This is a genomic window from Streptomyces sp. NPDC048295, from assembly GCF_040652135.1.
In the GTDB taxonomy this organism is placed as follows: Bacteria; Actinomycetota; Actinomycetes; order Streptomycetales; family Streptomycetaceae; genus Streptomyces.
Map to the genome: position 1 here is coordinate 245642 of NZ_JBEZLL010000004.1, position 26203 is coordinate 271844.

A 26203-nucleotide genomic window follows, 5' to 3' on the forward strand; every position below is an offset into this window, starting at 1 on the left:
ACCGTATAAGGGATCAGGAGTCCGTATGACGGCGACCGCCGCCGAGCAGCAAGACCTCTCGTCGCCGAGCCATCCGCAACGCTGGCTGATCCTCGGCGTCATCTGTCTCGCCCAGCTCACCGTGCTGCTCGACAACACCGTCCTCAATGTCGCGATCCCCTCCCTCACCCGGGAGCTGGACGCCTCCACCGCCGATGTGCAGTGGATGATCAACGCCTACTCGCTGGTCCAGTCGGGTCTGCTTCTCACGGCCGGCAGCTCCGCCGACCGCTACGGCCGCAAGAAGATGCTGATCGCCGGGCTCGCCCTGTTCGGCATCGGCTCGCTGGTTGCCGGACTGGCCCAGACGTCCGTACAGCTGATCGCCGCCCGCGCGGGCATGGGCGTCGGCGGTGCGCTGCTGATGACCACGACCCTGGCCGTCGTCGTGCAGATCTTCGACGAGACCGAGCGGGTCAAGGCGATCGGAATCTGGTCGACCGTCAGCTCGCTCGGCTTCGCCGTCGGGCCGCTGATCGGCGGAGTGATGCTCGACCACTTCTGGTGGGGCGCGATCTTCCTGATCAACATCCCGGTCGCGGTGCTCGGACTGGTCGCCGTGGCCCGGCTCGTCCCGGAGTCCAGGAACGCCGGAGGCGAGCGCCCCGATCTGCTCGGCGCACTGCTCTCCACCATCGGCATGGCTTCTGTGGTGTACGCGATCATCTCCGGCCCGGAGCACGGCTGGGCGTCGGGCCGGGTGCTGCTGATCGCCTTCGTCGGGGTCGTCGTCCTCACCGGATTCGTGCTGTGGGAGCTGCACATCCCGTACCCGATGCTGGACATGCACTTCTTCCGGAACCAGAAGTTCGTCGGGGCGGTCGCGGGCGCGGTCCTGGTCGCCTTCGGGATGGGCGGCTCGCTCTTCCTGCTCACCCAGCAGCTCCAGTTCGTCCTCGGCTACGGGCCGCTGGAGGCCGGTCTGCGCACGGCTCCGCTGGCGCTGAGCGTCGTCGCGCTCAACCTCACCGGACTGGGCGCCAGGCTGGTGCCCAAGCTGGGCACGCCGGTCACCATCGCGGCCGGGATGAGCCTGCTGGCGGCGGGGCTCGCCGCGATCGCGCTGCTCGGCGGCGACGGTTACGGCGGCATGCTGCTCGGCCTGGTCGTGATGGGCGCGGGCATCGCGCTCGCCATGCCCGCCATGGCCAACGCGATCATGAGCGCAATCCCGCCGGCGAAGGCGGGCGTGGGCGCCGGGGTCAACGGCACGCTCGCCGAATTCGGCAACGGCCTGGGGGTCGCCGTCCTCGGCGCGGTGCTGGGCTCACGGTTCTCGGCGCTGGTGCCGGCGGCCGTCGGGGCGGCGTCGCTGCCCGCCGCGCTCGCCTCCGCCACCGACGCCGGCGAGCGGGCACGGATCACGGACGCCTTCGCCTCCGGACTGGAGACCAGCCAGTTCTTCGGGGCGGTCGCGGTGCTGGTCGGCGGATTGCTGGCAGCGGTGCTTCTGCGCCGTGCGGAGCGGGCGGAATCCGCTCCGGCCGACTCGGCCGGGACAGCGGCAGCGGCATAGCATCGAGGCGGGGCGCACCGGACCGTACGCATTCGCTCCGTGCGTTCGGGTACGCATCCGGTCCGTCCCGCAGGCAAGACGAGGAGAGAGTGCCATGGTGTCCGCGGCCGACCGTGTGAAGAGCCCCGCCAGGACCAGCGTGTGGCTGGACAGCAGGACACCGTCGCGCACGCGCAGGACGGACCAGCCGACAGGTCTCGACCGGGAAAGGATCACCGCGGCTTCCGTCCGGCTGCTGGACGCCGAGGGCCTCGCCAAGTTCTCCATGCGCCGGCTCGCCGCCGAGCTGGACGTCACCGCGATGTCCCTCTACTGGTACGTGGACACCAAGGACGATCTGCTGGAGCTGGCCCTCGACTCGGTCTACAGCGAGATCGCGCCTCCTCGCGAGGAGGACGCGCACTGGCACGACCGGCTGCGCGACCTGGCCACGTCCTACCGGGAACTGCTGGTCCGGCATCGCTGGGTTTCGCCGCTGGCCGGCCACTTCCTCAACATGGGCCCCTACTCCATGCTGTTCTCGCACGCCACGCAGGACGTGGTCCGGGCGACGGGGCTGCCGCTGCACCAGCAGACGGGAGCGCTTTCCGCGGTCTTCCAGTTCGTGTACGGATTCGGCACCATCGAAGCCCACTTCGTACAGCGCAGCGCGGAGTCGGGGGTCGGCCAGGACGAGTTCTTCCAGCAGGCGCTGGGCACCATCCGGAGCCAGCCGCAGCTCAAGGAGATCGTGGAGTCCTCGCAGGACCTGATGGACGCCCGCGGCGGCGACACGGTCGAGGAGATGCGCGACCGGGACTTCACCTTCGCTCTGGACCTGCTGATAGCGGGCATCGAGGCGATGCGGGACCGCTGAGGGGTGATGCGGGGCGAGGTGCCCCGCGTCACCCCTCAGCGGTGTCCCTGGTCAGCCGTCGGACGCCGGACGGGCCGGGAAGCCGCCCGTGGCCACCGGCCCCCACCGCGCTGCCCCTGCTCGATGTCGTCCGGCAGGACGATCACGCCGACCCGCTCGTCCCGCTTCGCGTTGCGGGTCCTGGCCCGCCCGGGGCAGGACGGGACGACGATCCGGCCCGAGTCGTCGACCCCGCGGGTCAGCGGGGAACCCCGAGGGCGGCCGTCGGACCGGGAGGTCAGCAGGATCGCCCGGTGCCTGGGCCGTACGAAGGCCGGCAACTCGTCGAGTTCCACCACTGTGTTCGTCGCGACAAGGGGTGCCATGTCCGCAGACCACGACGGCAGGGACCCACCGCGCGCGGTGACCACGACGGCAGGGGCTCACCCCGCGCGGCGACTACGACGGCAGGGACTCACCCTGCACGGCCTGGACGTCGAGCTCCACCCGCAGCGTCGTACCGATCGCCGAGATGCCGGCCTGCACCACCTGGTTGTAGTTCATGGCGAAGTCCTCACGGCGCAGTTCCGCCGTGGCGCTGAACGCCGCACGTACGCCGCCCCACGGGTCCGGGCCCGTCCCGAGGTAGCTCAGGTTCAGGTCGACCGGCCGCACGACACCGTGCATCGTCAGCTCGCCGTGGACCAGCCAGCGGTCCGGTCCGGCCGGGGTCAGCCCGTTCGAGCGGTACGTGATCTCCGGGAACCGGTCCGAGTCCAGGAAGTCGGGCGAGCGCAGGTGCTTGTCGCGCATGCTGTTGCCGGTCTCGATGCTCGCCGCGCTGATGACGGCGTCGACCCGCGAGCGGTGGACCTCCTCCGCGATCTCGATCCGGCCGCTGAACTCGGTGAACCGGCCGTGCACGCTGGAGATGCCCAGGTGCTGCGCGACCGCGGCGACCGAGGAGTGCGCCGGGTCCAGCGACCAGGCACCCGGCGGCGGCAGCTCCACACCGCCCTGGCGGGCCAGCACCACCGTGCCGGCCTCGACCCGCCCGCTCGCCGTGACGAGGGCGGTGGAGGCGGCGGGGGCGTACCCGACCGCCGTGACGATCACCGTGTACGCGCCGGCCTCCAGGCGGGTGTCGGTCCGCACCGCCCCGTCCTCGTCGGCGGCGGCCCGCAGCACCTGCGTGCCGGTCATGTCGGTGACCGTCACGACCGCGTGCTGGACCGCCCAGCCGTCCCGCGTCCGTACCTGTGCGCGAAGTCCCATCCCGTTCTCTCTCCTTGCTCCATGACTCAATGAGTCGGGCCCCGGGGCGGGGACGGCAGGCCGTCCCCTGCCTGCCGTCCCCGCCACCGGGGCCCATTTCCACCTGCCGGTACAGCGTCTCCGCTCGGGACGCCGCCCCGCCAGGGGTCTGTGGCTACTCGCCGGGGTGGGCGAGCTCGATGTCGTGACCGTCGGCCCCGCGGCCCGCCACGGTCAGCGCGCTCGCCACCGGCGGGTAGCCGGTCGCGATGACCGAGTACTCGCCCGCGTCCAGGTCGGCGAAGGCGTACGCCCCGTCCTCCCCGGTCGTCGAGGTGGCGACCACATTGCCCGCCGCGTCGACCAGTGTGACCCGGGCGTCCGGCAGCGGTCGCCGCGCGGTACCGGCTCGCACGGTGCCCTGGACCAGCGCACCGGACTGCAGCGCGGCCTCGACCCGGGTGACGCCCTGGCCGCCGATCTCCACCGGCAGCGCCAGCGGACGGAACCCGGCGGCGTTCACCGCGACGGTCACCGAACCGGGCACCAGCTCACCGAAGGTGAACTCGCCGGTCTCGCCGGACTTGCCGGTGGCCAGCACATCGCCGCGCACATCGGTCACGATGACCATGGCGTCCTCCACCGGTGCGGCGGACTCCGCGGCCCGCACGACGCCGGCCAGTCCGCTCGTACCGGAGAGCAGGATGTCGTACGCGAGCGGCTCGTCGGTGACGACCACCGTGGACGCCTGCGGCTGGAAGCCGTCGGCGGAGGCGATCAGGACGTAGGAGCCGGAGCCCGGCGCGTCCAGACCGTAGCTGCCGTCGGCCTGGGCGACGGAGCGCCCCAGCTGCCGGCCGGCCAGCGAGATCAGCGTGACGGCGGCACGGGCGACGGGTGCGCCCTCGGCGCCGCGCACCACACCGTGCACGGACGTGCCGTGCAGGGTGGCGACCGGGGCCTCCAGGGTGTCGACCGAGGTGGCCGTGGCCGGGGAGACCGGGGCTTCGGCGACGACGGCCGGAGCCTCGACCGCCTCGGTGGCCGCGGCCGGGGTCTCGCTCACGGCGTTGGTCTTCAGGGCGACCTCCTTGATGAAGATCGTGACCAGGAAGGCGATCAGCGCGGCCGGAGCCGCGTACAGGAAGACATCGCCGACACCGTGCCCGTAGGCGCTCTCCACGACCGTACGGAACGGCGCGGGCAGCTTGTCCAGGTCGGGGATGCCCCCGCCGCCGGTGCCGCCGTGCCCCATGGCAGCGCCCTTGGGGCCGAGCTCGGCGAGACCGTCCTTGACGTAGTGGGTGACGCGGTTCGCCATGACGGCGCCCAGCGCCGAGACGCCGATCGCACCACCGAGGGAACGGAAGAAGGTGACGACGGAGCTGGCCGAACCGAGGTCGGACGGAGCGACCTGGTTCTGCGTGGCGAGCACCAGGTTCTGCATCATCATGCCGATGCCGAGACCCATGACGGCCATGAAGACCGCGATGTGCCAGTACTCCGTGTCGTACCGGATGGTGCCCAGCAGGCCGAGCCCGGCGGTGACCAGGAAGCCACCGCTGACCAGCCAGGCCTTCCAGCGGCCGGTCTTGGTGATGATCTGGCCGGAGACGGTCGAGGAGATGAACAGACCCGCGATCATCGGGATCGTCATGACGCCCGACATCGTCGGTGACTTGCCGCGCGCCAGCTGGAAGTACTGGCTGAAGAAGACGGTGCCCGCGAACATCGCGATACCGACGAACAGCGAGGCCAGCGAGGCCAGCGTGATGGTGCGGTTACGGAAGAGGCGCAGCGGGATGATCGGCTCGCTGGCCTTGGACTCGACGGCGATGAAGATCCCGGCGAGCGCGATGGAACCGATGACCATCACGGCGGTCTGCCAGGACAGCCAGTCGTACTTGTCGCCCGCGAAGGTCACCCAGACGAGCAGCAGCGACACGGCGGCGCTGATGAAGAACGCGCCCCACCAGTCGACCTTGACCTGACGCTTCACGACCGGGAGCTTCAGCGTCTTCTGGAGCACGATCAGCGCGATGACGGCGAACGGCACACCGACGTAGAAGCACCAGCGCCAGCCCATCCAGCTGGTGTCGGTGATGACACCGCCGAGCAGCGGACCACCGACGGTGGCGACGGCGAACACCGCACCGATGTACCCGCTGTAGCGACCGCGCTCGCGCGGGGCGATCATCGCCGCCATCACGATCTGCGCGAGGGCGGAGAGACCGCCGACGCCGATGCCCTGGACGACACGGCAGGCGATCAGCATGCCGCTGCTGGTCGACATACCGGCGACGACCGAGCCGGCGACGTAGATGATGAGGGCTATCTGGACCAGCAGCTTCTTGCTGAACAGGTCGGAGAGCTTGCCCCACAAGGGAGTGGTGGCGGTCATCGCCAGCAGCGAGGCCGTGACGACCCAGGTGTAGGCGCTCTGGCCGCCGCCGAGGTCGGAGATGATCTCGGGCAGTGCGTTCGAGACGACCGTCGACGACAGGATCGCGACGAACATGCCGAGCATCAGCCCGGCCAGTGCCTCCATGATCTGCCGGTGTGTCATCGGCGCGCCGGACGAGGGATCGGAGGATCCCCCGTGCTTGGCGTGGCCGCCCCGCACACCGGTCGGTGTGGTCGTAGCCATTTAAGTCCTTGTCTTTGCTTCTGTTACACGGGTGTACGGGTGTGCGAGTCGTTGTCGCTGTCGGCATGCCGGGAACGGCAGTCGCCGCTGTGCTTTCCGGGACCGCACGCGCTGGGCCCGCGACAGGCGAAACTGTCGCGCAGCCGGGCCAACAGCGTGTTCAGCTGTCGGACTTCGTCGTCCGACCAGTCGGAGAGGTTGTGGGCGAACATCTCGGTGGTCCGCCGGTTCAGGTCTCCGAGTACGTCACGTCCGTCGGGGGTCAGCCGCAGGATGCGGGACCGCTTGTCCGCCGGGTCCGGGGACCGTTCGATCCAGCCACGCTCGGCCACATGGGCGACATGACGGCTGGTCACCGACATATCGACGTCCAGTAGCTCGGCCAGTCGGCTGATCCGCATCTCGCCGTGCTGCCTGAGAAGAGCCAGCACGGCGGCGGAGCCGCCCGGACATTCGGCGGGCAGGATCCGGGCGAGACCTCGTTTGACGGCCCCGACGGCACTGAGCTGCCGGGCCAGTTCTTCGTACTGACTCCGTGCGGCCACGGGACCCCCAGACATCTCACCGGTTCATCTTGTTGCTTAGGGCAACCATAGAAGCCGTTGGTTGCTGCAGGCAAACGAAATGGGGCTTGCAGAAGTAAAGGAAAGCAAAAGGCTGCGTACGGCTCGGGTCAAAGGCCCAGCGTGTGGGGTGCGGGTGGTACGGGGTGTGTGTCGCGCCACAGTCGAGAAGGGTGGGACTCCGCTCCGGGGGCGACGGCGACTGCGTGAGGAGACGTGTACGCCGCGTGCACGGGACACGGTTCCGGAGCCGACCGGTCGAACAAATGCCGTGCGGAAACGGTGAGTTGACGGGCGGGCCTTTCCTCGAACCGCGCAACTCACGTGAGTGGACAGCTGATTCCTCCCCTATACGCTCCCGGGATCCGGCCGCCCGCCCTCCGCTCCACCGCCGTGCGCCGGCCCTTTGCCCGCCGGTCCCCGGCCCCGGCCTCGGCCCTTCCCCGACCCGGGGGTTGGGCCGCAGGGCCGAGTTCGCTAGGGTCCTGGCCCATGGCACACAACCCCCACGCCCCGCAGGGCCCCGAGGGCAACCACGACCCGGCCGGCAGCACCCAGATGTTCCGCGCCTTCGTCGACGAGGGCGAGCCGCAGCGCCGGCAGCAGCCGGCCGCCTCGTCCGGACCGAAGGTCGGGGTGATCGCCGCCGTCGTCGTGGTGGTCGTCGTCCTCGCGGCGGTCGGCTGGCTCGCGCTCGGCTGACCGGCGCCGCACACGGCCCCAGTCCATCTGTCACTTCAATACGGCGGTGACGTCCCGGGTCTCGACATGCATGCCCAGGGGCACCCGCCAGGCGTCCACACAGACGGTGTACGCCCCCGTCCGCGCCGCTCCCGCGCCGATCGGCGCGGGCAGCGGCCCGGTCGACTCGATGGTCGCCCAGTCGACCCCCAGCGCGCCGATCACATGCGTGGCGAAGGTGACGGTTCCCGCCCGCGCCGGTGATCCTCCGGTGTTCCGGAACTCCACGGTCACCTTCTCGCACCAGCGCTCGTCCGCCGCCGCCCGCACGGGGTCGCCCACCGCCAGCGCGGCGGGCCCGGCGGGTGTGCCGGATCCGGGCGCCGAGGGGGTCACGGGCCCGGTGGAGCCCGTGGGGCCGGGTGCGGCGGATGTACCGGGTGCGGCGTGCGGGCCGGACGGTCCGGGAGTCGCGCCGGGCGTGGCCCCGGAGCCACGGGACGGGCCTCCACCGCCACGGCCGTCACCACCGCCGGGATCACGGCTCCCGCCGGGGTGGCGCCCCTCGCCGGAACCACGGCCTCCGTCATCACCCGGGGCGTGGCTCCTCCCGCCCCGGTCCAGCGGGACCAGCGTCACCTTCCCCGACGGCGCCACGGCCCCCGTCGGAGCTCTCCCGGGGTCCGTGCCCGCCGCGCCGAGCGCCACATAGCCCTCGTCCGTCGCACCGCCGCCGCAGGCGGCCAGTACCCCACCCAGACACAGCACGGCCGCCGAGGCGGCGATCACGGTGCCCCGGCGGCCGTTCGAGCCGAGCATCTGACGTCGCATCGCGCCAGTGTGGCTGACGGTCCGTCAAATCGGAACCCTCTTGCTCCGGTACGGGAGTCCACGGTGTCAGTCGGCGATGAGCCCTTCCCTGAGCTGGGCGAGCGTACGGGTCAGCAGGCGCGAGACGTGCATCTGCGAGATGCCGACCTCCTCGCCGATCTGCGACTGGGTCATGTTCGCGAAGAACCGCAGCATGATGATCTGACGCTCGCGCGGCGGGAGCTTGGCCAGCAGCGGCTTGAGCGATTCGCGGTACTCGACGCCCTCCAGTGCCGAGTCCTCGTAGCCGAGCCGGTCCGCGAGGGAGCCCTCTCCGCCGTCGTCCTCGGGCGAGGGGGAGTCCAGCGAGGAGGCGGTGTACGCGTTGCCGACGGCCAGCCCGTCGACCACGTCCTCCTCGGAGACCCCGAGCGCCTTGGCCAGCTCGGGCACGGTCGGCGAGCGGTCGAGCTTCTGCGCGAGCTCGTCACTGGTCTTGGTCAGCGCGAGCCGCAGCTCCTGGAGGCGGCGCGGGACGCGCACCGACCACGAGGTGTCGCGGAAGAACCGCTTGATCTCGCCGACGACGGTCGGCATCGCGAACGTCGGGAACTCCACGCCCCGTTCGCAGTCGAACCGGTCGATCGCCTTGATCAGGCCGATCGTGCCGACCTGGACGATGTCCTCCATCGGCTCGTTGCGGCTGCGGAACCGTGCCGCGGCGTACCGCACCAGTGGGAGGTTGAGCTCGATGAGCGTGTCCCGTACATAGGCACGCTCCGGGCTGTCCGTTCCTTCGGGGCCTGGTGCCGGCCCCAGTGCGGCCAGCCGCAGGAACAGGGAGCGGGACAGAGTGCGGGTGTCGATGGCTTCCGACGAGCCGGTGAGCACGACGGGTGCGGGTTCGCTCTTCGTGAGCGTGAGCACCTTCGAGCTGCCCTGTTCTGCGGACATGCCACCCCCTTGAGGTCGCGGACGGTCGCGTTGAGCCGCGACCATCGGAGGAACGCAGCCTCCACCTGAATACCGGAGGCGGGGCCACGGCAAACGCGGTTTCCGCAGAATGTCACATGTCGGCAACACGCTGTAGTGACATGTCGACAAGTCTTTGTGGAGTATGCGCAGTTAACAGGGGGTGCGAGGCATTCGGGCCGCGCGAAACGGACTTCGAGCGCTCTACCCGATCCGGTTAGGCATCGATCCTGTTTGCGGATCGGAGTCGCGCGAAGCTTCGCGCCAACAGCCTTGACACATGCATCTGGGACACACCCAGTTCGGCACTGATCTGGGACTGCGTCAGGTTGCTGTAGTAGCGCAGCAGAAGGATGCGCTGCTCGCGCTCGGGCAGCTGTACGAGCAGATGCCGGACCAGGTCGCGGTGCTCGACCCCGGCGAGCGCCGGGTCCTCGTAGCCGAGCCGGTCCAGCAGTCCGGGCAGCCCGTCGCCCTCCTGGGCGGCCTCCAGCGAGGTCGCGTGGTACGAGCGGCCGGCCTCGATGCAGGCGAGCACCTCGTCCTCGGAGATCCTCAGCCGCTCGGCGATCTCCGCGGTGGTGGGTGAGCGGCCGTGGGCGGTCGTCAGGTCCTCGGTGGCGCCGGTGACCTGGACCCACAGCTCGTGCAGCCGCCGGGGCACGTGGACGGTCCGTACGTTGTCCCGGAAGTACCGCTTGATCTCGCCGACGACGGTGGGCATCGCGAACGTGGGGAACTGGACGCCGCGTTCGGGGTCGAACCGGTCGATGGCGTTGATCAGGCCGATCGTGCCGACCTGGACGACGTCCTCCATCGGCTCGTTGCGGCTGCGGAACCGCGCCGCGGCGTACCGGACCAGCGGGAGGTTCGCCTCGATGAGGGCGGCCCGCACCCGGCCGTGCTCGGGGGTTCCCGGCTCCAGGTTCTTGAGCTGTCCGAAAAGGACCTGGGTGAGCGCCCGGGTGTCCGCGCCCCTGGTCCTGGCGGGTGTCGTCGTACTGTCGGGCGCCTCGGTCTGGACGGACTGGGGAGGCACTTGAGGCGCTGTACTGGCCGGCACGATGAGGCCACCCCTTTGCAGTCAACTTCGGTCAACTCATCCGTCAAAAGCGGTCATAGCATCACAAGACATGTCCACTGTGTGCAAGCACCGTATAGCGCCGTGTTGGGGTCAACTTGGTTTAAACACCAAAAAAGCCCCTCACCGTGATGGTGAGGGGCTTGGATGCCGTCCGGATCAGAACGGGTAGTCGGCGATCACCCAGCTGGCGAATTCACGCCACTGCCCGGCCGCGGCCTGATGGGCGGGGTGCTCGATGTACCGCTTCAGGGCGTCCTGGTCGGCGACGGCGGAATTGATGGCGAAGTCGTACGCGATCGGCCGGTCGGTGATGTTCCAGGCGCACTCCCAGAACTCCAGCTCGGGGATCTGCCCCTCCAGCTTCCGGAAGGCCTCCGCCCCGGCGACGACCCGCGGGTCGTCCCGCTCGACGCCGTCGTTCAGCTTGAACAGGACCAGATGGCGGATCACGGTGTACTCCTACTTCACGAGCTCGGACATGAAGTCGCCGACGCCCTGTGCGGCACTCGAAACGCCCTCGAACCCTACCTGGACGAGGTCCGCCGCCCGCTCCGGGGAGGTGATGATCGTGTACGCCACGAAGACGAATATCACGTAGAGAACTATCTTCTTCGCTTGCACCACAGCCCCCGCCTCCCCTTCGGTCCCCTGTTTCGATCCTTTGTGCAGTCCGGCGAGTCTATCCACACGTATGGCCGCACCCCTGGGAGGTTTCCGACCACTCACACGGTCTTTAGGGACCAAGGACCCGGCGATCGAGGCCCTTTGCCCGCCCGCACCGCCTCTGAGCAGGAGCAGGATGGACGGTGAGCCCGGCGGACACGGCAGGAATCCGAAGGGCTCGGAACGGGCCCCACTGTGGGGTCCCCGCCGCGGGTCACCCCCCTGACCGCGACGAGGACCGGAGGCCCTGTTCTCACCGGGGGAAGCGGCTTGTCCCCCCGATGCCGCTTCCCCCGACCCGAGCGTGGGTGAACCGTGGCCCCGGCACGACGTCCGTCGTGCCGGGGCCACGGTCGTGTGCAGGGCTCCTCCGGACCACTCCGGCATGGCGCGGTCCGCGCGGTCCTGGGAAACGCGGTCCTGGGAAACACGAACGCCCTCCCGGTCTGCGTTTCCGCAGTTCGGGAGGGCGTCGATGGCGGTAGCGGAGGGATTTGAACCCTCGGTGAGTTTCCCCACACTCGCTTTCGAGGCGAGCTCCTTCGGCCGCTCGGACACGCTACCGAGAGAGAGCTTAGACCATCGCGGGCCGTGGACAGAAATCGGTTCTCAGCGGGTGCGGAAGAAGGCCGTCAGGCGGTCGGCGCAGACGTCCTCCAGGACGCCCTGGACGACCTCGGGGCGGTGGTTGAGCCGGCGGTCGCGTACGACGTCCCAGAGGGACCCCGCCGCGCCGGCCTTCTCGTCGCGGGCCCCGTAGACCACCCGGTCCACGCGGGACTGCACCAGGGCGCCCGCGCACATCGTGCAGGGCTCCAGGGTGACGACCAGGGTGCAGCCGGTCAGCCGCCACCGCCCGAGGACCGCCGCGGCCCTGCGCAGGGCCAGGACCTCGGCGTGGGCGGTCGGGTCACCGGTCGCCTCGCGTTCGTTGTGGCCCGTGGCGAGCACGGTGCCGTCCGGGCCGAGCACGACGGCGCCGACCGGCACATCGCCGGCCGGCGCCGCCAGATCGGCCTCGGCCAGGGCGTGGCGCATGTGCGCCCGCCACGGGTCTCGCACGGGGTCGTACGGTTCCTGCGGTCCTTGCGGGTGCGGTGGTTCGCTCACCCGCGGACCTTAACGGACGGCCTCCAGGACCTCGGCCGCGCCCAGCGCGTCCGCGATCTCCGCCATGGCGTCCGAGCGCAGCATCAGCAGCTCGGCCTCGGGGAGCCCGAGATCGGCCAGGATCCGGGTGTCGCCGAGCGGGCCGGCCGGTACGGCGTCGGCATCGGCGTCGAGTCCGTCGTCATCGTCGTCGGTGGCTGTGTCGTTGTCGGGGGTCGTGTCCGGATCGCCGTCCTCCGTGCCGTCGAGGCCGACGAGCTCTTCGAGGGCGGCGATCGTGTCCTCGGCCCCGGGTTCGCGGCCGAGCAGTTCGTCGGTGAGCAGGATCTCTCCGTACGAGGAACGGGCGGCGGCGGTGGCGTCCGAGACGAAGATGCGGGGGTCGTCCTCACCGTCCACCCGGACGACGCCGAACCAGGCGTCCTCCTGTTCGATGAAGACGAGCACCGTGTCCTCGTCCACCGAGGCATCACGGGCCAGATCCGTCAGGTCGGACAGGGTCTCCACATCGTCGAGTTCCGTGTCGCTCGCTTCCCACCCGTCTTCGGTGCGCGCGAGCAGTGCGGCGAAGTACACCGTGACTCTCCCACTGGTCATAGGGGTGTCGGTCCGGCGGGAGAACGGCCGGTGGTCCGGCCGTCCTGGGTCCCGCCCATCGGAATCGTGGCAGAAACAACGGCTCCGCGAGAGGAGTTCGGCCGTTGCGTCGGCCATCAGTTCTCCTGGACGCCGCCACCAGGGGGATGCCGGGGGGCCGTCCGGCTACCAGCGGAAGGTGCGCATGCGCATGGCCTGGCGCATCCGGGCGGCCCTCGCGCGGCGGGGCTGCACCCGGTCGCGGAGCGCCTTCGCCTCGTGCAGCTCGCGCAGGAACTGGGCGCGCCGCCTTCGGCGTGCCGCGTCGCGCTCCTCCGGGTCCTGCTGGACCTCCGCTTCCTGCGGGACCGGCTGGTCCCGCTTCCGCTTTTCGCCGTCCGGCATCGGCTCATCACCCCAAGGCTGGATCGTCTGCCCCCACCTTCCCCCCGAACATGCGGTTGATGCCAGCGCACGGGTGCGGGAGGCACGGTTACTGTTGAACCCATGCGGATCCACGTCGTCGACCACCCACTGGTCGCGCACAAGCTCACCACCCTGCGCGACAAGCGCACCGACTCCCCGACTTTCCGGCGGCTCGCCGACGAGCTGGTCACCCTGCTCGCCTACGAGGCCACCCGGGATGTGCGCACCGAACAGGTCGACATCGAGACCCCGGTCACACCGACGACCGGTGTGAAGCTGTCGCACCCGCGGCCGCTGGTCGTGCCGATCCTGCGGGCCGGCCTCGGCATGCTCGACGGCATGGTGCGGCTCCTGCCGACCGCCGAGGTCGGCTTCCTGGGCATGATCCGCAACGAGGAGACGCTCAAGGCGGAGACGTACGCCACCCGGATGCCGGAGGACCTCTCGGGCCGCCAGGTGTACGTCCTGGACCCGATGCTGGCCACCGGCGGCACGCTGGTCGCGGCCATCAGGGAACTGATCGAGCGCGGTGCGGACGATGTCACCGCCGTCGTGCTGCTCGCGGCGCCCGAGGGCGTCGAGGTGATGGAGCGCGAGCTCGCCGGTACGCCGGTGACCGTCGTCACCGCCTCGGTCGACGAGCGGCTCAACGAGAACGGCTACATCGTCCCGGGCCTCGGTGACGCGGGCGACCGGATGTACGGCACGGTCGACTAGAGCGGGCCCTGCGCGTACGGCTGCCGGGACGTCCCGGCAGCCGTCAGCACGCCGAGGGCGCGGGCGCCGGCTTCGTCAGGGCGGCGAGCGCCGCGGCCGCCGACCGGGGCGTGTCGAACGTCTTGAACTTCGTACCGAGAATCAGATCGACGTCCGCCGTTCTGCGGGCGTCGGTCTTCGGGGTGGCGCCCACCAACTGCGTACCCAGGACCGGCAACGAGCCGTTCGTGGCCGAAGGGGCGCCCAGCAGCACCCCGGGCCCGGGGACCTTCTTGTCGTACGCGGCCGGGGCGTTGCCCACCTTGCCGATGGTGAAGCCGCGCTTCTTCAGCTCTTCGGCGGCCTGCTTGGCGAGCCCGCTGCGCGGCGTCGCGTTGTAGACGTTGACGGTGATCTTCGCGGGCGCCGGCAGCGCCTTCGCGGGCGCGGACGGCTTCGCGGAGGGGCAGTCCGTCTTCTGGTCGGCGGCGCTGGCCTTCCGGTCGCCGCCGGTGAAGACGTCGATGAGCTGCATCGTGCCCCATCCGGCCAGCCCGAGGGCGACCACGGAAGCGGTGGCAGCGAGGATGAGTCTGCCGCGGCGCGGGGGGCGGCGCATCCGCGGGTACTTGTCGCCTGTGATGCGGTACTTTCCGCCCATGCCGGGGGGAGTGAGCATGCTCATGGGCGCAGCGTAGTGCGACCCGGTGATGATGCCTACTAAATGATCAACGGATCGCACCCGTCCGAGTGCGAATGCACCCGAACGAACCCCGGACGGGCCCTGGGCCTCGCGGGGTCCCGTCGGTCCTGCCGGTCCCTGGGGGCCGGAAGCACCGCGGCTCCGTGGACAGACGCTTCGGTCAGCCGAGTTCGAGCACGCGGGCGTGCAGCACCTGGCGCTGCTGAAGCGCGGCGCGGACCGCGCGGTGCAGTCCGTCCTCCAGGTAGAGGTCGCCCTGCCACTTCACGACGTGCGCGAACAGGTCCCCGTAGAACGTCGAATCCTCGGCGAGGAGGGTTTCGAGGTCCAGGTTGCCCTTGGTGGTCACCAGCTGATCGAGGCGGACCGGGCGCGGCGCGACATCCGCCCACTGCCGGGTGCTTTCCCGGCCGTGGTCGGGATATGGCCGCCCATTTCCGATGCGCTTGAAGATCACACGGAAAGCCTACCGGGCAAGAGCCTCCGGGCGCAGCCATGGGGCGGGACTGCGATGCTGTCGAGAACGCCATAAACGCAGGCATTCCGGAACGGGGCACCGATGAGTGACAGCCCGAGTGACAATCCGAGCGACAGCTTGACGGACAGCTTGACGGGCAGCGGCGGTACGGACAGCGGCCGCACGGGCGGAGGCCCGGCCGGCCGTACCGGCGGCGGTGTTCTGCCGGAGCCGGCCCGGGAGATCGCCGCCGGATACGCCGTTTCCGGGGCCGCCCTCGATCTGGGCGCGCTGCTCTGGGACGGCAACTGCCTGCCGGACGCGCAGATCCGGATTCCGCTGGCGATGCTCAACCGGCACGGACTCGTCGCGGGTGCCACCGGAACCGGGAAGACCAAGACGCTCCAGCTGATCGCCGAACAGCTCTCGGCGGGCGGTGTCCCCGTCTTCCTCGCCGACATCAAGGGCGATGTCTCGGGCATCGCCGCCCCCGGCACGCCGGGGGACCGGGTCACCGCACGGGCCGGGCAGGTGGGGCAGAGCTGGGAGGCCGAGGGTTTTCCGTGCGAGTTCTACGCGCTCGGCGGCATCGGCCCCGGCATCCCGCTGCGCGCGACGGTCACCAGCTTCGGACCCGTACTCCTGTCCAAGGTCCTCCAGCTCAACCGGACGCAGGAACAGTCGCTCGGCCTGATCTTCCATTACGCCGACGCCAAGGGCCTGGAGTTGCTGGACCTCAAGGACCTGCGGGCCGTGGTCGCGTTCCTCGTCTCGGACAGCGGGAAGGCCGAACTCAAGGAGATCGGCGGCCTCTCCACGGCGACCGCGGGGGTGATCCTGCGGTCGATCACCGCCTTCGAGCAGCAGGGCGCGGGCGACTTCTTCGGTGAGCCGGAGTTCGACACGGCCGAGTTGCTGCGCCAGGCACCGGACGGGCGCGGGCTCGTCTCCGTACTGGAACTGGCGGCGGTGCAGGACAAGCCCCAGCTCTTCTCCACCTTCCTGATGTGGCTGCTCGCCGACCTCTTCCACGATCTGCCGGAGGTCGGCGACCTCGACCGGCCGAAGCTCGTCTTCTTCTTCGACGAGGCGCATCTGCTCTTCGACGGGGCCTCGAAGGCGTTCCTGGAGTCGATCACCCGGACCGTGCGGCTGATCCGCTCCAAGGGCGTGGGAATCTTCTTCGTCACGCAGACGCCGCGCGATGTGCCCGCGGAGGTGCTGGCGCAGCTCGGGAACCGGGTGCAGCACGCCCTGCGGGCCTTCACCCCGGACGACGCGAAGGCGTTGCGGTCGACGGTGAAGACGTTCCCGGACTCGCCCTACGACCTGGAGGAGCTGCTGACCCGGCTGGGCATCGGCGAGGCCGTGATCACGGTGCTGAGCGAGAACGGCGCGCCGACGCCGGTCGCCGCGACCCGGCTGCGGGCGCCGCAGTCGCTGATGGGGCCGTTCCCGGCGGCGGAGCTCGACGCGGCCGTGCGGGGCTCCTCGCTGTACGGGCGCTACGCGCAGGCGGTGGACCGGGAGTCGGCGTACGAGAAGCTGAGCGCCGGTCAGGAGGCGGAGCGACGGGCCGCCGAGGCGGAGGCCGCGGACCGGGCGGCGGTGGAGGAAGCGGTGCGCGGGGAGCGGGCGCGCGGTCCCGGGAAGGCGGCCGGGGAGAAAGACGCCTCGCTGGTCGAGCAGGTGGTGGAGAGCGGGATGTTCCGGTCGCTGGCCCGGTCCGTCGGGACGCAGCTGGGCCGGGAGATCTCGCGGTCGCTCTTCGGCACGGCCCGCCGCCGGCGGTAGCGGGGCCGCTGGGACGGCTGTCGCGCGGGGCCGCGGGGGACGACTGCCGCACGGAGCCGTTGGTGCCCGGCGGTGCTGCTGCCCGGCGGCGCGACTGCCCGGTGGTGCTACCGCTCGGTGGTGCTACCGCTCGGCGGCGCGCTTGGCCGCCTTGGCCGCCTGCTTCGCGTGCTGCTTGTACGCGCGGACCTCGGCGAGCGACTCCGGGCCCGTGATGTCGGCGACCGAGCGGTGCGAGCCGGCCTCGCCGTACGGCCCCGCCGCCTCTCGCCAGCCGGTCGGCCGGACCCCGAACTGCTTGCCCAGCAGCGCCAGGAAGATCTGCGCCTTCTGGGTGCCGAAGCCGGGCAGCGCGTTCAGCCGTTTCCGCAGCTCCGCCCCGTCGGACACATCGCTCCACACCGCGCTCGCGTCGCCGTCGTACTCCGCCACCAGGTACTGGCACAACTGCTGGACCCGCTTGGCCATCGAGCCGGGGTAACGGTGCAGGGCGGGCTTCGTGGTGAACAGCTCGGTGAACGCCTCCGGGTCGTAGGCGGCGATCTCATGTGCGTCCAGGTCGTCCCCGCCCATGCGCTGCGCCAGGGAGTACGGGCCGGAGAAGGCCCACTCCATCGGCACCTGCTGGTCCAGCAGCATGCCCACCAGAGCGGCGAGCGGGCTGCGCCCGAGGAGCTCGTCCGCCTCCGGCTCCTGGGCGATCCGCACGGCGACGGGCTGGTCCTCGTTGCTCTTGGTCATGCCATTGATCATCCCGACGGCGGTGCGGCCCGGCCACCCCACTGCCCGCCGGTGCAGCCGTTTGCCGTACGGACGGACCGGGTGCCCGAAGGGGCAGGACCGGCTGCCCCCGGCCGGCGGAGTCCGGGCTGGACGGGGCAGCGGGGCGTCGTGAAGGTGGAGTGGTGAGGCCATCACGACGCGCCTTCGACCGGGGCGCGGGCAGGGAGATGCGGGCAGGGGAGATGACGATGCACGCACAGGAATGGGACCAGGAGCACGACCACGAGCGGGATCACGGACACGGGCACGAGCACGACGAACCCGTGCACGCGTCGGGGGCGTCCGAGGGCCGGGAGCCGGCGGACACCCCGCACCTCTTCCGGGCGGCGGCGGCCGGGCGGGCCGATGTGGTCGGGGCCGGCGGAATGAGCGTGCTCCAGCGGGCGGTCGGCAACAGCGCCGTGGGGTCGATGCTCCAGCGCAAGGAGGAGGAAGAGCGCTCCCCCGTGCACGATGTGGTCTCGTCGGGCGGAGGGCAGCCCCTGGACACCGGGACCCGGGCCGATCTGGAGGGGCGGATGGGTGCGGACTTCTCCGACGTACGCATCCACACGGACTCCGCCGCCCACGAGTCCGCGAAGGGTGTGGGCGCCCACGCGTACACGGTCGGCAACAACGTGGTCTTCCAGCGGGACGCCTACGATCCGTCCTCGCCGCAGGGCCGCACCACGCTGGCCCATGAGCTGACCCATGTGATCCAGCAGCGCAACGGCCCGGTGGAGGGCACGGAGGCGCCGGGCGGGATCCGGGTCAGCGACCCCTCCGACCGGTTCGAGCGGGAGGCCGTCGCGAACGCCGACCGGGTGCTCGCGGACCCGTCCCCGGCTCCGGCTCCCGCTTCGGACGCGGCTCCCGCCCCGGCCCCGGCGGCGTCCGTGCAGCGGGCCGCGACGGAGGACGAGGACGAGCAACCGGCCGATGTGCAGGGCTCTTTCGTGCAGCGGGCGGAGTCGGGCGCCGAGGAGGAGGAAGAGGCTCCGCCCGAGTGACGGGGCTTTCGGCGGACGGGCACTCGGCCGACGGCCGGGCCTCCTGCGGCCGGTCGGGCCTTCGGCGAACGGGCGGGCCTTCGGCGGCTGGCCGGCCTTCGGCGGATGGCGCCTCGCGGCCCTTCCGTCGCGCCCGTCCGCCGGTCGTGTCCGGTCCGCCGCTCCGACCGTCGCACACTCCGCCGCGCCTGTCCGTTCGTCGCTCAGTCCGCCGTGTCCGTCTTCATCGTGCCGCCGAGGAACAGCGACTCCGAGCACCGCGAGGGCGTGGGCGCGTTCACCGGCTTGCCCACCTTCCGGCAGTCGACGGTCATCGTGACCTTGCCCTTGGCGGGCACCAGGATCGGCGTGACGAAGTGGTAGTCGGAGTCGCGGAAGTTCTCCAGCGCCAGCCGGAGCACGGGCGCGTCCCGGCCCGAGGAGACCACGAGCGTGCCCGCGTCGCCCTGCGGGTTCTGGACCACGATGTCGGTCAGCTGGAAGGTGTGCCCGGCGGGCACCTGGAGGGCCGTCGAGGTGTTCGACCCGCCGCCCACCGAGTCCCTGACCTGCACCTGCGCACTGGTCGGGGCCGCGGCGCCCGCGTCGGAGCCCGTGCCGGGGCTCGCTGACGGGCTGGGCTTCGGCGAGCCGCCGTTCGCCCCGGAGGAGTCGCCACCGCCCGAACTCGCACCGCCCGAACTCGCGCCCCCCGAGCCGCTCTTGTCGGGCGCCTTGCTCTTCTCGGCCGCGGCCGCGGACCGCACCACGTCCGGTGTGACCGCCTCCCTGGCCGCCGACTTCACGGCCGGGCGCAGCAGCGCGTACCAGAGCCCCACCAGCGCGATCAGCAGCACGGCCGCGGTGATCAGTGCCCGGGGGAGCCAGCGCGGCAGGATCGGCTCCTGCTGGTACGAGCCGTCCACGACCACCGGTGCGACCGGGGCCTGGTCCTCGGCCACGTCCGGGGTGGCGACCAGCTGGAAGGGGTGCGTGACCGGGATGCCCCGCCACACCCGCTTCGCGGGCCGGATCCGCACCGTCCCGAACTCGGCCCGTCCGGGCTCGATCCGCAAGGTGTCCGCCGCGAACGAGACGCGCGCCCGCTCCGTACCCGACTGGGCTCCCAGCCGTACGGTGACCGGGGCGTTCCCCCGGTTGTCGACGGCGAGCCGGTGCCGCCCGCGCCAGGCGCCGTGCGAGCTGCGCGGTACGAGTTCGGCGGTGGTCTCGGTGAAGGGCAGTACGGTCACCCGCCCCTCGGGCACCACCGTGTCGCCCTGTTCGCTGGTGGGCACCACCCGTATCCCGAAGGGCGTCTCCCCGGCGAGCACGGTCGAGTCCCGGGGCGGACGCAGCATGAGGGAGACCGTCTGCGAGTCGCCCGGATACAGGGACAGCGTCGCCGGCTCTACCGCCGACCAGGCGGCACACGCGCCGATCACCTCGAAGCGGTACTCCTCGACGGTGCTGCCGGAGTTGAGGATCCGCAGGGGGATGGCCGTCTGCTCGCCCGGTGCGGCGGTGACGGACGAATCGTCGAGGCTTGCCGTGAGACTCATACGGCGCACCGTAGGTTCGCCACTGAAGGTCGACATCGGCCGTGAAGGAACACTTCCGGGCAGATTCCGTGCCCGGATCGGCTTTTTTGTTTCCCTGTAAGGAAACACGGGCATCTTTTGACCGCCTCAGACGAGTGAGGCATACGAAAACAGCCGTGTTGGTTGTGATCGACGTGACGCCATCGGCTGTTGCCCAGGGGGAGCATTGCCATGGAGCGCATCACTGTCGCATTAAGGGCCCAGGATCCGATCTCGCAAGCGGGCGTGGCCAGTCAGTTACGTACCCGCCCCGAAGTCAGTGTGACGGAGTGGGGGGAGGGCGACGACTCCCCTCGCATCGTGATCGTCGTCGTGGACACGGTCGACGAAGCGGTGCTGACGATGCTGCGTCACATCCAGCGGACCAGCGCCTCGCGCACCGTCCTGGTCACCACGGACATCGACGAGCAGAAGCTGGTGAGCGCCGCGGAGTGCGGTGTCGCCGGTGTGGTCAGGCGCTCCGAATCGACCCCGGAACATCTGGTGCAGGTCATAGGCACGGTGGCGCGGGGCGAGGGTCATCTTCCCTCCGACCTGCTGGGAAGGCTCCTTGAGGAGGTGGGCCGCCTCCAGGGGCAGGTGCTCGGCCCGCGCGGGCTGCACTTCACCGGTCTCGCGGCGCGCGAGGTGGATGTGCTGCGGCTGGTCGCGGAGGGGTACGACACCGCGGACATCGCGACGAAGCTGGCCTACTCCGAGCGCACCATAAAGAACGTGCTGCATTCGGTGATGACCCGGCTGCAGTTGCGGAACCGGTCGCACGCGGTGGCGTACGCGATGCGGCAGGGGCTGATCTGAACCGGCCCGCGCGGGTGTCCACGGCGCGGTTGCGCACGTCGCCTCGCTAGACCCCGGCTGCCCTTTCGGGCAGCGGGGCCTTCCCGAGGATGTGACTCCCGCACCGCTGTGCGTCCGCAGCCGGTGCAGGACCCTGACGTCCGGTGTGCCGATCGGGCGAGGGTGGGGAGGACTTCCGTGCGCTGGTTCCAGCCGCTCGGGCGGGTGCCGCGGTCGCGGCGGGACGGATCGGCCCGGGCCCGGCCGTCCGGTCCGCGCCGCGCTCTCACCGCGCTCCGTGTCCCGGCGCTCGCGCTGATCCTCGTGGCCACCGGCATCGCGCCCGGTTCGGCCGTCACCACCGGTGCGCCGGAGGTCGCGGTGCCCGAACCCTGGGTCACGCCCGCCGAGTTCACCGACGCGGTCGACCCGGGCGGCTCCACGGGTGTGGCCAAGCAGGTGCGTACGCCGGCGATTCCGCCGAGGCCGGACGTGGTCCTGCTGGTGGACGGCACGGGCAGCATGGGCGACCCGATCGGCGATGTGCAGACGGGCTTGAGGTACATCACGGCGAAGGTCCGTGCACAGCAGCCGGATTCCCGCTTCGCGGTGGCCACCTACGGGGACGAGAAGGACGACCCGACGGCGGAGTTCGCTGTCCTCCAAGGGCTGACGACCAACCTGGAAGACGTACAGAAGGGTGTCGGCAAACTGGACACCTCCCGCGGATACAAGAGCAAGGGTCCGTCGGAGGACTGGATCTACGCGCTGTGGAAAGTGGCCAACGGGGCGGACGGCGGCACGGTTTTCCGCGAGGGCGCCAGCCCGGTCGTGGTCCTGGTGGGCGACGCGTCGAGCCACAACCCCAGCAACAAGATCCCCTACGAGGAAGCGGTGATCGCGCTTCAGGACAAGGGGGTACGGGTCATCGCCGTCGACGTGACGACCGAGAACGGTGACGGGCTCAACGGCGACGGATACAGCAGCCCCACCTACCAGGACCCGTACCACGAGCCCGACCAGGCCAAGCGGATCGCCGAGGCCACCAACGGCCGCATGCTGAACGGAATTCCCGGCGACGGCGTCACCGACGCCATCATCGAGGGCTTCAACAACCTCCCCACCAACGTGAGCTACCGCCTGGACAACTGCGATCCGCATCTCTCCGTCAGCCTCGACCCACCCACGCAGCAGCTCACGAGCGGCGACACCGCGCACTTCGCGGAGAACATCGACGTGTCCGCGGACGCGCCCCAGGGGACCCGGCTGAGCTGCACCGTCCAGTTCCTGATGGGCACCCAGGTCCCGGGCGCGGAATCGATCGGGCCGGCCGCGGCCGCCGACCCGGACTTCCAGGAACAGATCAACATCGACGTGAACGACATCGACGCACCCGTCGTCACCGTGGACGATCTGACCGTCCGGGCCAAGGACAAGAACGGCGCGCGCGTGACGTACACCGCCACCGCCGAGGACGCCACCGACGGCACGCTCCCGGCGACCTGCAGCCCCGCCTCCGGTTCTCTCTTCCCGGTAGGCCGCACCACGGTGACCTGCTCGGCGACCGACTCGGTGGGCAATACGGGGACGGACACGGCACAGATCGAGGTCCTGGAGGCCCCCGTCCCGCCCTCGGCGGATGTGGCGATGAAGGTCGACGTCAGCCCGGACCGTACGTACACCGGCCGCCCGGCCCGCGCCCGCTTCACCGTCACCAACGCCGGTCCGGACCCGGCGACCGGTGTGGTCATCGGTTCCGCCTGGCCGAAGCCCCCCAAGGGGGAGGACCGCAGCCTGCCCGCCCTGACCCGCTGCACGGCGGCGAAACCGTGCACCATCCCGGCCGGCGGCCGCATCGAGGTGATCCAGACCGCGACGTACCGTGCGGCGGTCACCGGGGACGTAAGGGCCACCGTGCGCGGCACGCTGCCGGACCGCCGCGAGGCCGACAACCAGGACACCGACCGGCTGCGCGTGCTGAAGCCCTCGCTGACCGTCACCCCGCAGGTGGCCAAGCCGGGCCAGCCGGTGCTGGCCCGCGGCAAGGACTACCCGCCGGGCACGACGGTACGTTTCACGTGGAACACCGGCATCACCCCCGGGGGAGCGACCGCCACGGTGGGCCGCGACGGCACTTTCGAGGTGCAGGTCCTGGTCCTGCGCAAGGACAAGCTGGGCCCGCGCGAGCTGAGGGCGGACGCGCGCGACCTCGACCGTCTGAAGAAACCGGTCCTGGTGGTGCAGCGGAACCTCCAGCCGCCGGACTTCGCGGGCCGCGCATGAGCGCCGGTGATCGCAGGGGAGTGATCGGGTGATCCACGAGGTCGACGATGTACTGAGGGCGCTGATCAGGGCGGAGGTGCTCGGAGGCGGCCAGATCGCGGTGGTCTTCGACGCCCCGACCCGGGAGTGGGCGGCGAAGGTCAACGCGCCCATGGTCAACCTGTACCTCTACGACATCCGCGAGGACATGCGCAGGCGCGAGCGGGGTCTGCACAACGACTACGACGAGCGGGGCACGATCGTGGCGCGCCGCCGCCCGCCCCGGTTCTTCAAGCTGTCGTACCTGATCACGGCATGGACGAAGCGCCCGGAGGACGAGCACCGGCTGCTCTCCTCGCTGCTCGGCTGTCTGCTGCGTTACGAGGCGCTGCCGCCGGAGCGGCTGGCGGGCACCCTGGCCGAGATCGGGGCGCCCGTACCGATGTCGATCGCGCTGCCGCCGCCGGAGGACCGCTCGTTCGCCGATGTGTGGAGCGCGCTGGGCGGGGAGTTGAAACCCTCGCTCGACCTGGTCGTGAGCGTGCCGGTGACGGCGTCGCCGAGCTATGTGGTCGGGCCACCGGTCGGGGACGAGGGGCTGCAGACCCGCTTCGGGGACGTACCCGAGGGGGCCGAGCCGGTGTCGGAACCGATGCCGGGGCGCGGGGGTCTCCCGGTGTACGGCGGCCGTCCGGGGCGGCCGGGCGGGGGCGCAGCCTCGCGCATCCCCGACGCGGAACGGCGACGCGGTCTGTCCCTCCGCATCACGGAGACCCGGAAGGCCCGGGACACGCGCACGGAAACCCGGAAGGCCCGTACGGGTGCCGGGGAGGCCGGTACCGGGACCGGGGAGGCCGGTACGGGTGCCGGGGAGACCCGCCCCGGGACCGGGAGGGCACGTACGGAGGACAGCGCCGAATGACGACCGCGGGTGATCCGAACCTGCGCTATCTCCTCGCCCGCGCGGTGGCGGTGGAGCAGCGCATCCGACGGGCGGTCGAGGCCCGGCAGCTCACCGATCCGGACCCGGACGACGCCTTCCGCGGCCTCTACCTCACGGACGAGAACGTCGCCCGGCTGCTGGACGAGACCGAGGCCCGCGCCTTCCCGTACCCCGTACCGGAATCCGGCGAAGCACCGGGCTCCGGCGAAGCGCCGGCGGAACGGTCCAGACTGACGTCCCTGGCGGGCGAGTTCGGCCTCACCGACCTCGACGTCGAGATCCTCCTCATCTCGCTCGTACCGGATCTCGACGACCGCTTCGAGGCGTTCTACGGCTACCTGAACGACGACGTCACCCGCCGCCGTCCGTCCATCGGCCTGGCGCTGGGCCTGTGCGGGCTGTCCCCCGCAGACCAGGTGGCGCGCGGCCGGCTGTCGGCCCGCGCCCCGCTCCGTGAGGGCCGCCTCCTCCTGGTCGAGGACCTGGACCGGCCTTTCCTGAGCCGGGCACTGCGCGTCCCCGACCGGGTCACCGCGCACCTGCTGGGAGACGACACCCCCGACCCCCGGCTGGCCGACCTCCTCGCCCCCTGGCGCGCCGTCCCGGGCGTCGGCGACCCGGCCCCGCTCGCCGGGGCGCTCGCCCACGGCGCCTCGCTGGCCTACCTCCGCGAGGACCAGGGCGGCGCGGGCACCGCACTCGCGGCCTCCGCGCTGACCTGTGCGGGCCACCAGGTGCTGGGCCTGGACCTGGCACGCCTCGCCGAGGATCCGACACCGGCCGAGGCGGTCCGCTCCCTGGTCCGCGAGGCCCGGCTGACCGGCGCGGGCGTGGTCTGCGCCCCCCTCGACGCGGTCTCCCGCGAACACCCGGAGCTCCTCCGGCTGCTCACCGGCACCCCGGTCCCCACGATCCTGGTGGGCCGGGCCCCCTGGGACGCGTCCTGGTCCGCCGCCCCGCCCCTGCTCCTGCACGCGCCACGCGTGGAACCCTCGACCAGAGCGGCCCTGTGGACCGACGCGTACGAGGCCCCCGTCCCCGAAACCGTCGACGTGGACCGGCTGCTCTCGCCGTTCCTCCTCACCCCGGAGCAGATCACCCGGGCCGCCCGGGGCGCCGCCCAGACCACCCACCTGGACGGCGGCACCCTCACCCCCGACCACGTCCGCCAGGGCGCGCGCGCCCAGAACGCGGCGGGCCTGGACCGCCTGGCCCGCCGTATCGAACCCACCGTCACCTGGGACGACCTCGTCCTGCCGCCCGACACCCACGCCCAGCTCCGCGAACTCACCGCCCGTGCGAGACACCGCGACCGGGTCCTGGGGGAGTGGGGCATGCGCCCCGGCGGCGGCCGGGGACGTGGCGTCTCCGCCCTCTTCGCGGGCGACTCGGGCACCGGCAAGACGATGTCCGCGGAGGTCATCGCAGCGGACCTGGGCCTGGACCTCTACACGGTCGACCTGGCGACGGTGATCGACAAGTACGTGGGCGAGACGGAGAAGAACCTGGAACGCATCTTCTCGGAGGCGGCGGGCGTGAACGGAGTCCTCCTCTTCGACGAGGCGGACGCGATCTTCGGCAAGCGCTCCGACGTGAAGGACGCCCACGACCGCTACGCGAACGTCGAGAGCGCGTACCTCCTCCAGCGCATGGAGTCCTTCGACGGCCTGGCCATCCTCGCCACCAACCTCCGGGCCAACCTGGACGACGCGTTCACCCGCCGTCTGGACCTCGTCATCGACTTCCCGGTCCCGGACCCCGAACAGCGCCTCGTCCTCTGGGAGCGCTGCCTGGGCCCGGTACTCCCCCGGGGCGAGGACCTGGACCTCGCCTTCTGCGCGGAGAACTTCGAGCTGGCGGGCGGCAACATCCGCTCGGTCGCGGTGACGTCCGCGTACCTGGCGGCGGACACGGGCGAGCCGGTGACGATGCCGACGCTGATCCACGCGATCCAGCGCGAGTACCAGAAGCTGGGACGGCTGACCCTGGCGTCGGAGTTCGGCCCGTATCTGGAGCTGCTGGCGTGAGGCGGCGCTGCTGGGG

General features: G+C 71.1%; 25 protein-coding genes, 1 tRNA gene and 1 pseudogene. 10 read left to right on the forward strand and 17 right to left on the reverse strand.

Going from position 1 to position 26203, the window contains the following annotated elements; genetic code table 11:
- The first annotated feature begins 25 nt into the window (after window positions 1–25).
- A complete protein-coding gene (locus AB0D53_RS07740) occupies window positions 26–1555 on the forward strand; it encodes an MFS transporter (RefSeq protein WP_362441591.1) in 1530 nt (509 codons plus the stop codon).
- 94 nt (window positions 1556–1649) lie between these two features.
- Window positions 1650–2411 (forward strand): TetR/AcrR family transcriptional regulator C-terminal domain-containing protein, encoded by a 762-nt coding sequence (locus AB0D53_RS07745; RefSeq protein ID WP_362441594.1) that lies wholly within the window; start codon window positions 1650–1652, stop codon window positions 2409–2411.
- Window positions 2412–2536: 125 nt separating this feature from the next.
- On the opposite strand, the pseudogene AB0D53_RS07750 reads toward AB0D53_RS07745, so the two are convergent.
- The 4 genes and pseudogenes from AB0D53_RS07750 to AB0D53_RS07765 form a co-directional block, all read right to left on the reverse strand.
- Window positions 2537–2776, reverse strand: a pseudogene (locus tag AB0D53_RS07750) (pyridoxamine 5'-phosphate oxidase family protein); the annotation flags it as partial.
- Window positions 2777–2849: 73 nt separating this feature from the next.
- Complete coding sequence (locus AB0D53_RS07755; protein ID WP_362441597.1) at window positions 2850–3665, reverse strand: YceI family protein; 816 nt, start codon at window positions 3663–3665, stop codon at window positions 2850–2852.
- Between the two features lie 154 nt (window positions 3666–3819).
- Complete coding sequence (locus AB0D53_RS07760) at window positions 3820–6291, reverse strand: DHA2 family efflux MFS transporter permease subunit (protein WP_362441600.1); 2472 nt, start codon at window positions 6289–6291, stop codon at window positions 3820–3822.
- Window positions 6292–6314: 23 nt separating this feature from the next.
- Entirely contained in the window at window positions 6315–6836 is a 522-nt protein-coding gene (locus tag AB0D53_RS07765; RefSeq protein ID WP_362441603.1) for a MarR family winged helix-turn-helix transcriptional regulator, read from the reverse strand.
- A gap of 510 nt (window positions 6837–7346) precedes the next feature.
- On the opposite strand from AB0D53_RS07765, the gene AB0D53_RS07770 reads away from it, so the two are divergent.
- The gene (locus tag AB0D53_RS07770) at window positions 7347–7556 is read left to right on the forward strand and encodes a hypothetical protein (protein WP_329819951.1); all 210 of its coding nucleotides are present in this window, start codon (window positions 7347–7349) and stop codon (window positions 7554–7556) included.
- 30 nt (window positions 7557–7586) lie between these two features.
- On the opposite strand, the gene AB0D53_RS07775 is transcribed toward AB0D53_RS07770, so the two are convergent.
- The 9 genes from AB0D53_RS07775 to AB0D53_RS07815 all read right to left on the reverse strand — a co-directional run bounded on the left by AB0D53_RS07775 (window position 7587) and on the right by AB0D53_RS07815 (window position 13155).
- Window positions 7587–8366, reverse strand: coding sequence for a hypothetical protein (locus tag AB0D53_RS07775; protein ID WP_362441606.1), 780 nt, complete (start codon window positions 8364–8366; stop codon window positions 7587–7589).
- Between the two features lie 66 nt (window positions 8367–8432).
- A complete protein-coding gene (locus tag AB0D53_RS07780) occupies window positions 8433–9299 on the reverse strand; it encodes an RNA polymerase sigma factor SigF (RefSeq protein WP_329819949.1) in 867 nt (288 codons plus the stop codon).
- 235 nt (window positions 9300–9534) lie between these two features.
- Complete coding sequence (locus tag AB0D53_RS07785; protein ID WP_329819948.1) at window positions 9535–10380, reverse strand: RNA polymerase sigma factor SigF; 846 nt, start codon at window positions 10378–10380, stop codon at window positions 9535–9537.
- Between the two features lie 177 nt (window positions 10381–10557).
- Complete coding sequence (locus AB0D53_RS07790) at window positions 10558–10851, reverse strand: Dabb family protein (protein WP_072488257.1); 294 nt, start codon at window positions 10849–10851, stop codon at window positions 10558–10560.
- 9 nt (window positions 10852–10860) lie between these two features.
- Window positions 10861–11088: a hypothetical protein gene (locus tag AB0D53_RS07795; protein ID WP_329820496.1), complete on the reverse strand. Its 228-nt coding sequence runs from the start codon at window positions 11086–11088 to the stop codon at window positions 10861–10863.
- A gap of 452 nt (window positions 11089–11540) precedes the next feature.
- Window positions 11541–11628: transfer RNA gene (locus tag AB0D53_RS07800), tRNA-Ser, on the reverse strand.
- A 45-nt stretch (window positions 11629–11673) separates the two neighbouring features.
- On the reverse strand, window positions 11674–12102 hold the full coding sequence (gene tadA / locus AB0D53_RS07805; protein WP_362442006.1) for a tRNA adenosine(34) deaminase TadA: 429 nt from the start codon (window positions 12100–12102) through the stop codon (window positions 11674–11676).
- A gap of 81 nt (window positions 12103–12183) precedes the next feature.
- The gene (locus tag AB0D53_RS07810) at window positions 12184–12750 is read right to left on the reverse strand and encodes a hypothetical protein (RefSeq protein ID WP_362442009.1); all 567 of its coding nucleotides are present in this window, start codon (window positions 12748–12750) and stop codon (window positions 12184–12186) included.
- Between the two features lie 186 nt (window positions 12751–12936).
- Entirely contained in the window at window positions 12937–13155 is a 219-nt protein-coding gene (locus AB0D53_RS07815; protein WP_362441611.1) for a hypothetical protein, read from the reverse strand.
- A 102-nt stretch (window positions 13156–13257) separates the two neighbouring features.
- Between AB0D53_RS07815 and upp the strand changes: the two genes are divergently transcribed.
- A complete protein-coding gene (upp, locus tag AB0D53_RS07820) occupies window positions 13258–13893 on the forward strand; it encodes a uracil phosphoribosyltransferase (protein WP_189546299.1) in 636 nt (211 codons plus the stop codon).
- 43 nt (window positions 13894–13936) lie between these two features.
- Here the strand turns inward: upp and AB0D53_RS07825 are convergent, their stop codons facing one another.
- Window positions 13937–14533 (reverse strand): LytR C-terminal domain-containing protein, encoded by a 597-nt coding sequence (locus AB0D53_RS07825; RefSeq protein ID WP_362442012.1) that lies wholly within the window; start codon window positions 14531–14533, stop codon window positions 13937–13939.
- Window positions 14534–14735: 202 nt separating this feature from the next.
- Window positions 14736–15032 carry a type II toxin-antitoxin system VapB family antitoxin gene (locus AB0D53_RS07830; protein ID WP_072488263.1) on the reverse strand — a complete coding sequence of 99 codons (297 nt, stop codon included), beginning with the start codon at window positions 15030–15032 and terminating at the stop codon, window positions 14736–14738.
- A 102-nt stretch (window positions 15033–15134) separates the two neighbouring features.
- Here AB0D53_RS07830 and AB0D53_RS07835 point away from each other — a divergent pair, with 102 nt between their 5' ends.
- Entirely contained in the window at window positions 15135–16826 is a 1692-nt protein-coding gene (locus AB0D53_RS07835; RefSeq protein WP_362441614.1) for a helicase HerA-like domain-containing protein, read from the forward strand.
- Between the two features lie 123 nt (window positions 16827–16949).
- On the opposite strand, the gene AB0D53_RS07840 is transcribed toward AB0D53_RS07835, so the two are convergent.
- Window positions 16950–17567 (reverse strand): HhH-GPD-type base excision DNA repair protein, encoded by a 618-nt coding sequence (locus AB0D53_RS07840; protein WP_362441616.1) that lies wholly within the window; start codon window positions 17565–17567, stop codon window positions 16950–16952.
- A 224-nt stretch (window positions 17568–17791) separates the two neighbouring features.
- Between AB0D53_RS07840 and AB0D53_RS07845 the strand changes: the two genes are divergently transcribed.
- Entirely contained in the window at window positions 17792–18598 is an 807-nt protein-coding gene (locus AB0D53_RS07845; RefSeq protein WP_362442015.1) for a DUF4157 domain-containing protein, read from the forward strand.
- Between the two features lie 203 nt (window positions 18599–18801).
- On the opposite strand, the gene AB0D53_RS07850 is transcribed toward AB0D53_RS07845, so the two are convergent.
- Complete coding sequence (locus tag AB0D53_RS07850) at window positions 18802–20139, reverse strand: hypothetical protein (protein ID WP_362441619.1); 1338 nt, start codon at window positions 20137–20139, stop codon at window positions 18802–18804.
- A 210-nt stretch (window positions 20140–20349) separates the two neighbouring features.
- On the opposite strand from AB0D53_RS07850, the gene AB0D53_RS07855 reads away from it, so the two are divergent.
- The 4 genes from AB0D53_RS07855 (at window position 20350) to AB0D53_RS07870 (ending at window position 26187) form a co-directional block, all read left to right on the forward strand.
- The gene (locus tag AB0D53_RS07855) at window positions 20350–20976 is read left to right on the forward strand and encodes a response regulator transcription factor (protein WP_362441622.1); all 627 of its coding nucleotides are present in this window, start codon (window positions 20350–20352) and stop codon (window positions 20974–20976) included.
- A gap of 177 nt (window positions 20977–21153) precedes the next feature.
- Window positions 21154–23238 carry a VWA domain-containing protein gene (locus tag AB0D53_RS07860; protein ID WP_362441625.1) on the forward strand — a complete coding sequence of 695 codons (2085 nt, stop codon included), beginning with the start codon at window positions 21154–21156 and terminating at the stop codon, window positions 23236–23238.
- 28 nt (window positions 23239–23266) lie between these two features.
- Window positions 23267–24139 (forward strand): DUF4255 domain-containing protein, encoded by an 873-nt coding sequence (locus tag AB0D53_RS07865; protein ID WP_362441628.1) that lies wholly within the window; start codon window positions 23267–23269, stop codon window positions 24137–24139.
- Window positions 24136–26187 (forward strand): ATP-binding protein, encoded by a 2052-nt coding sequence (locus AB0D53_RS07870; RefSeq protein ID WP_362441631.1) that lies wholly within the window; start codon window positions 24136–24138, stop codon window positions 26185–26187. The genes AB0D53_RS07865 and AB0D53_RS07870 overlap by 4 nt, the downstream gene beginning before the upstream one ends.
- Window positions 26188–26203 lie beyond the last annotated feature (16 nt).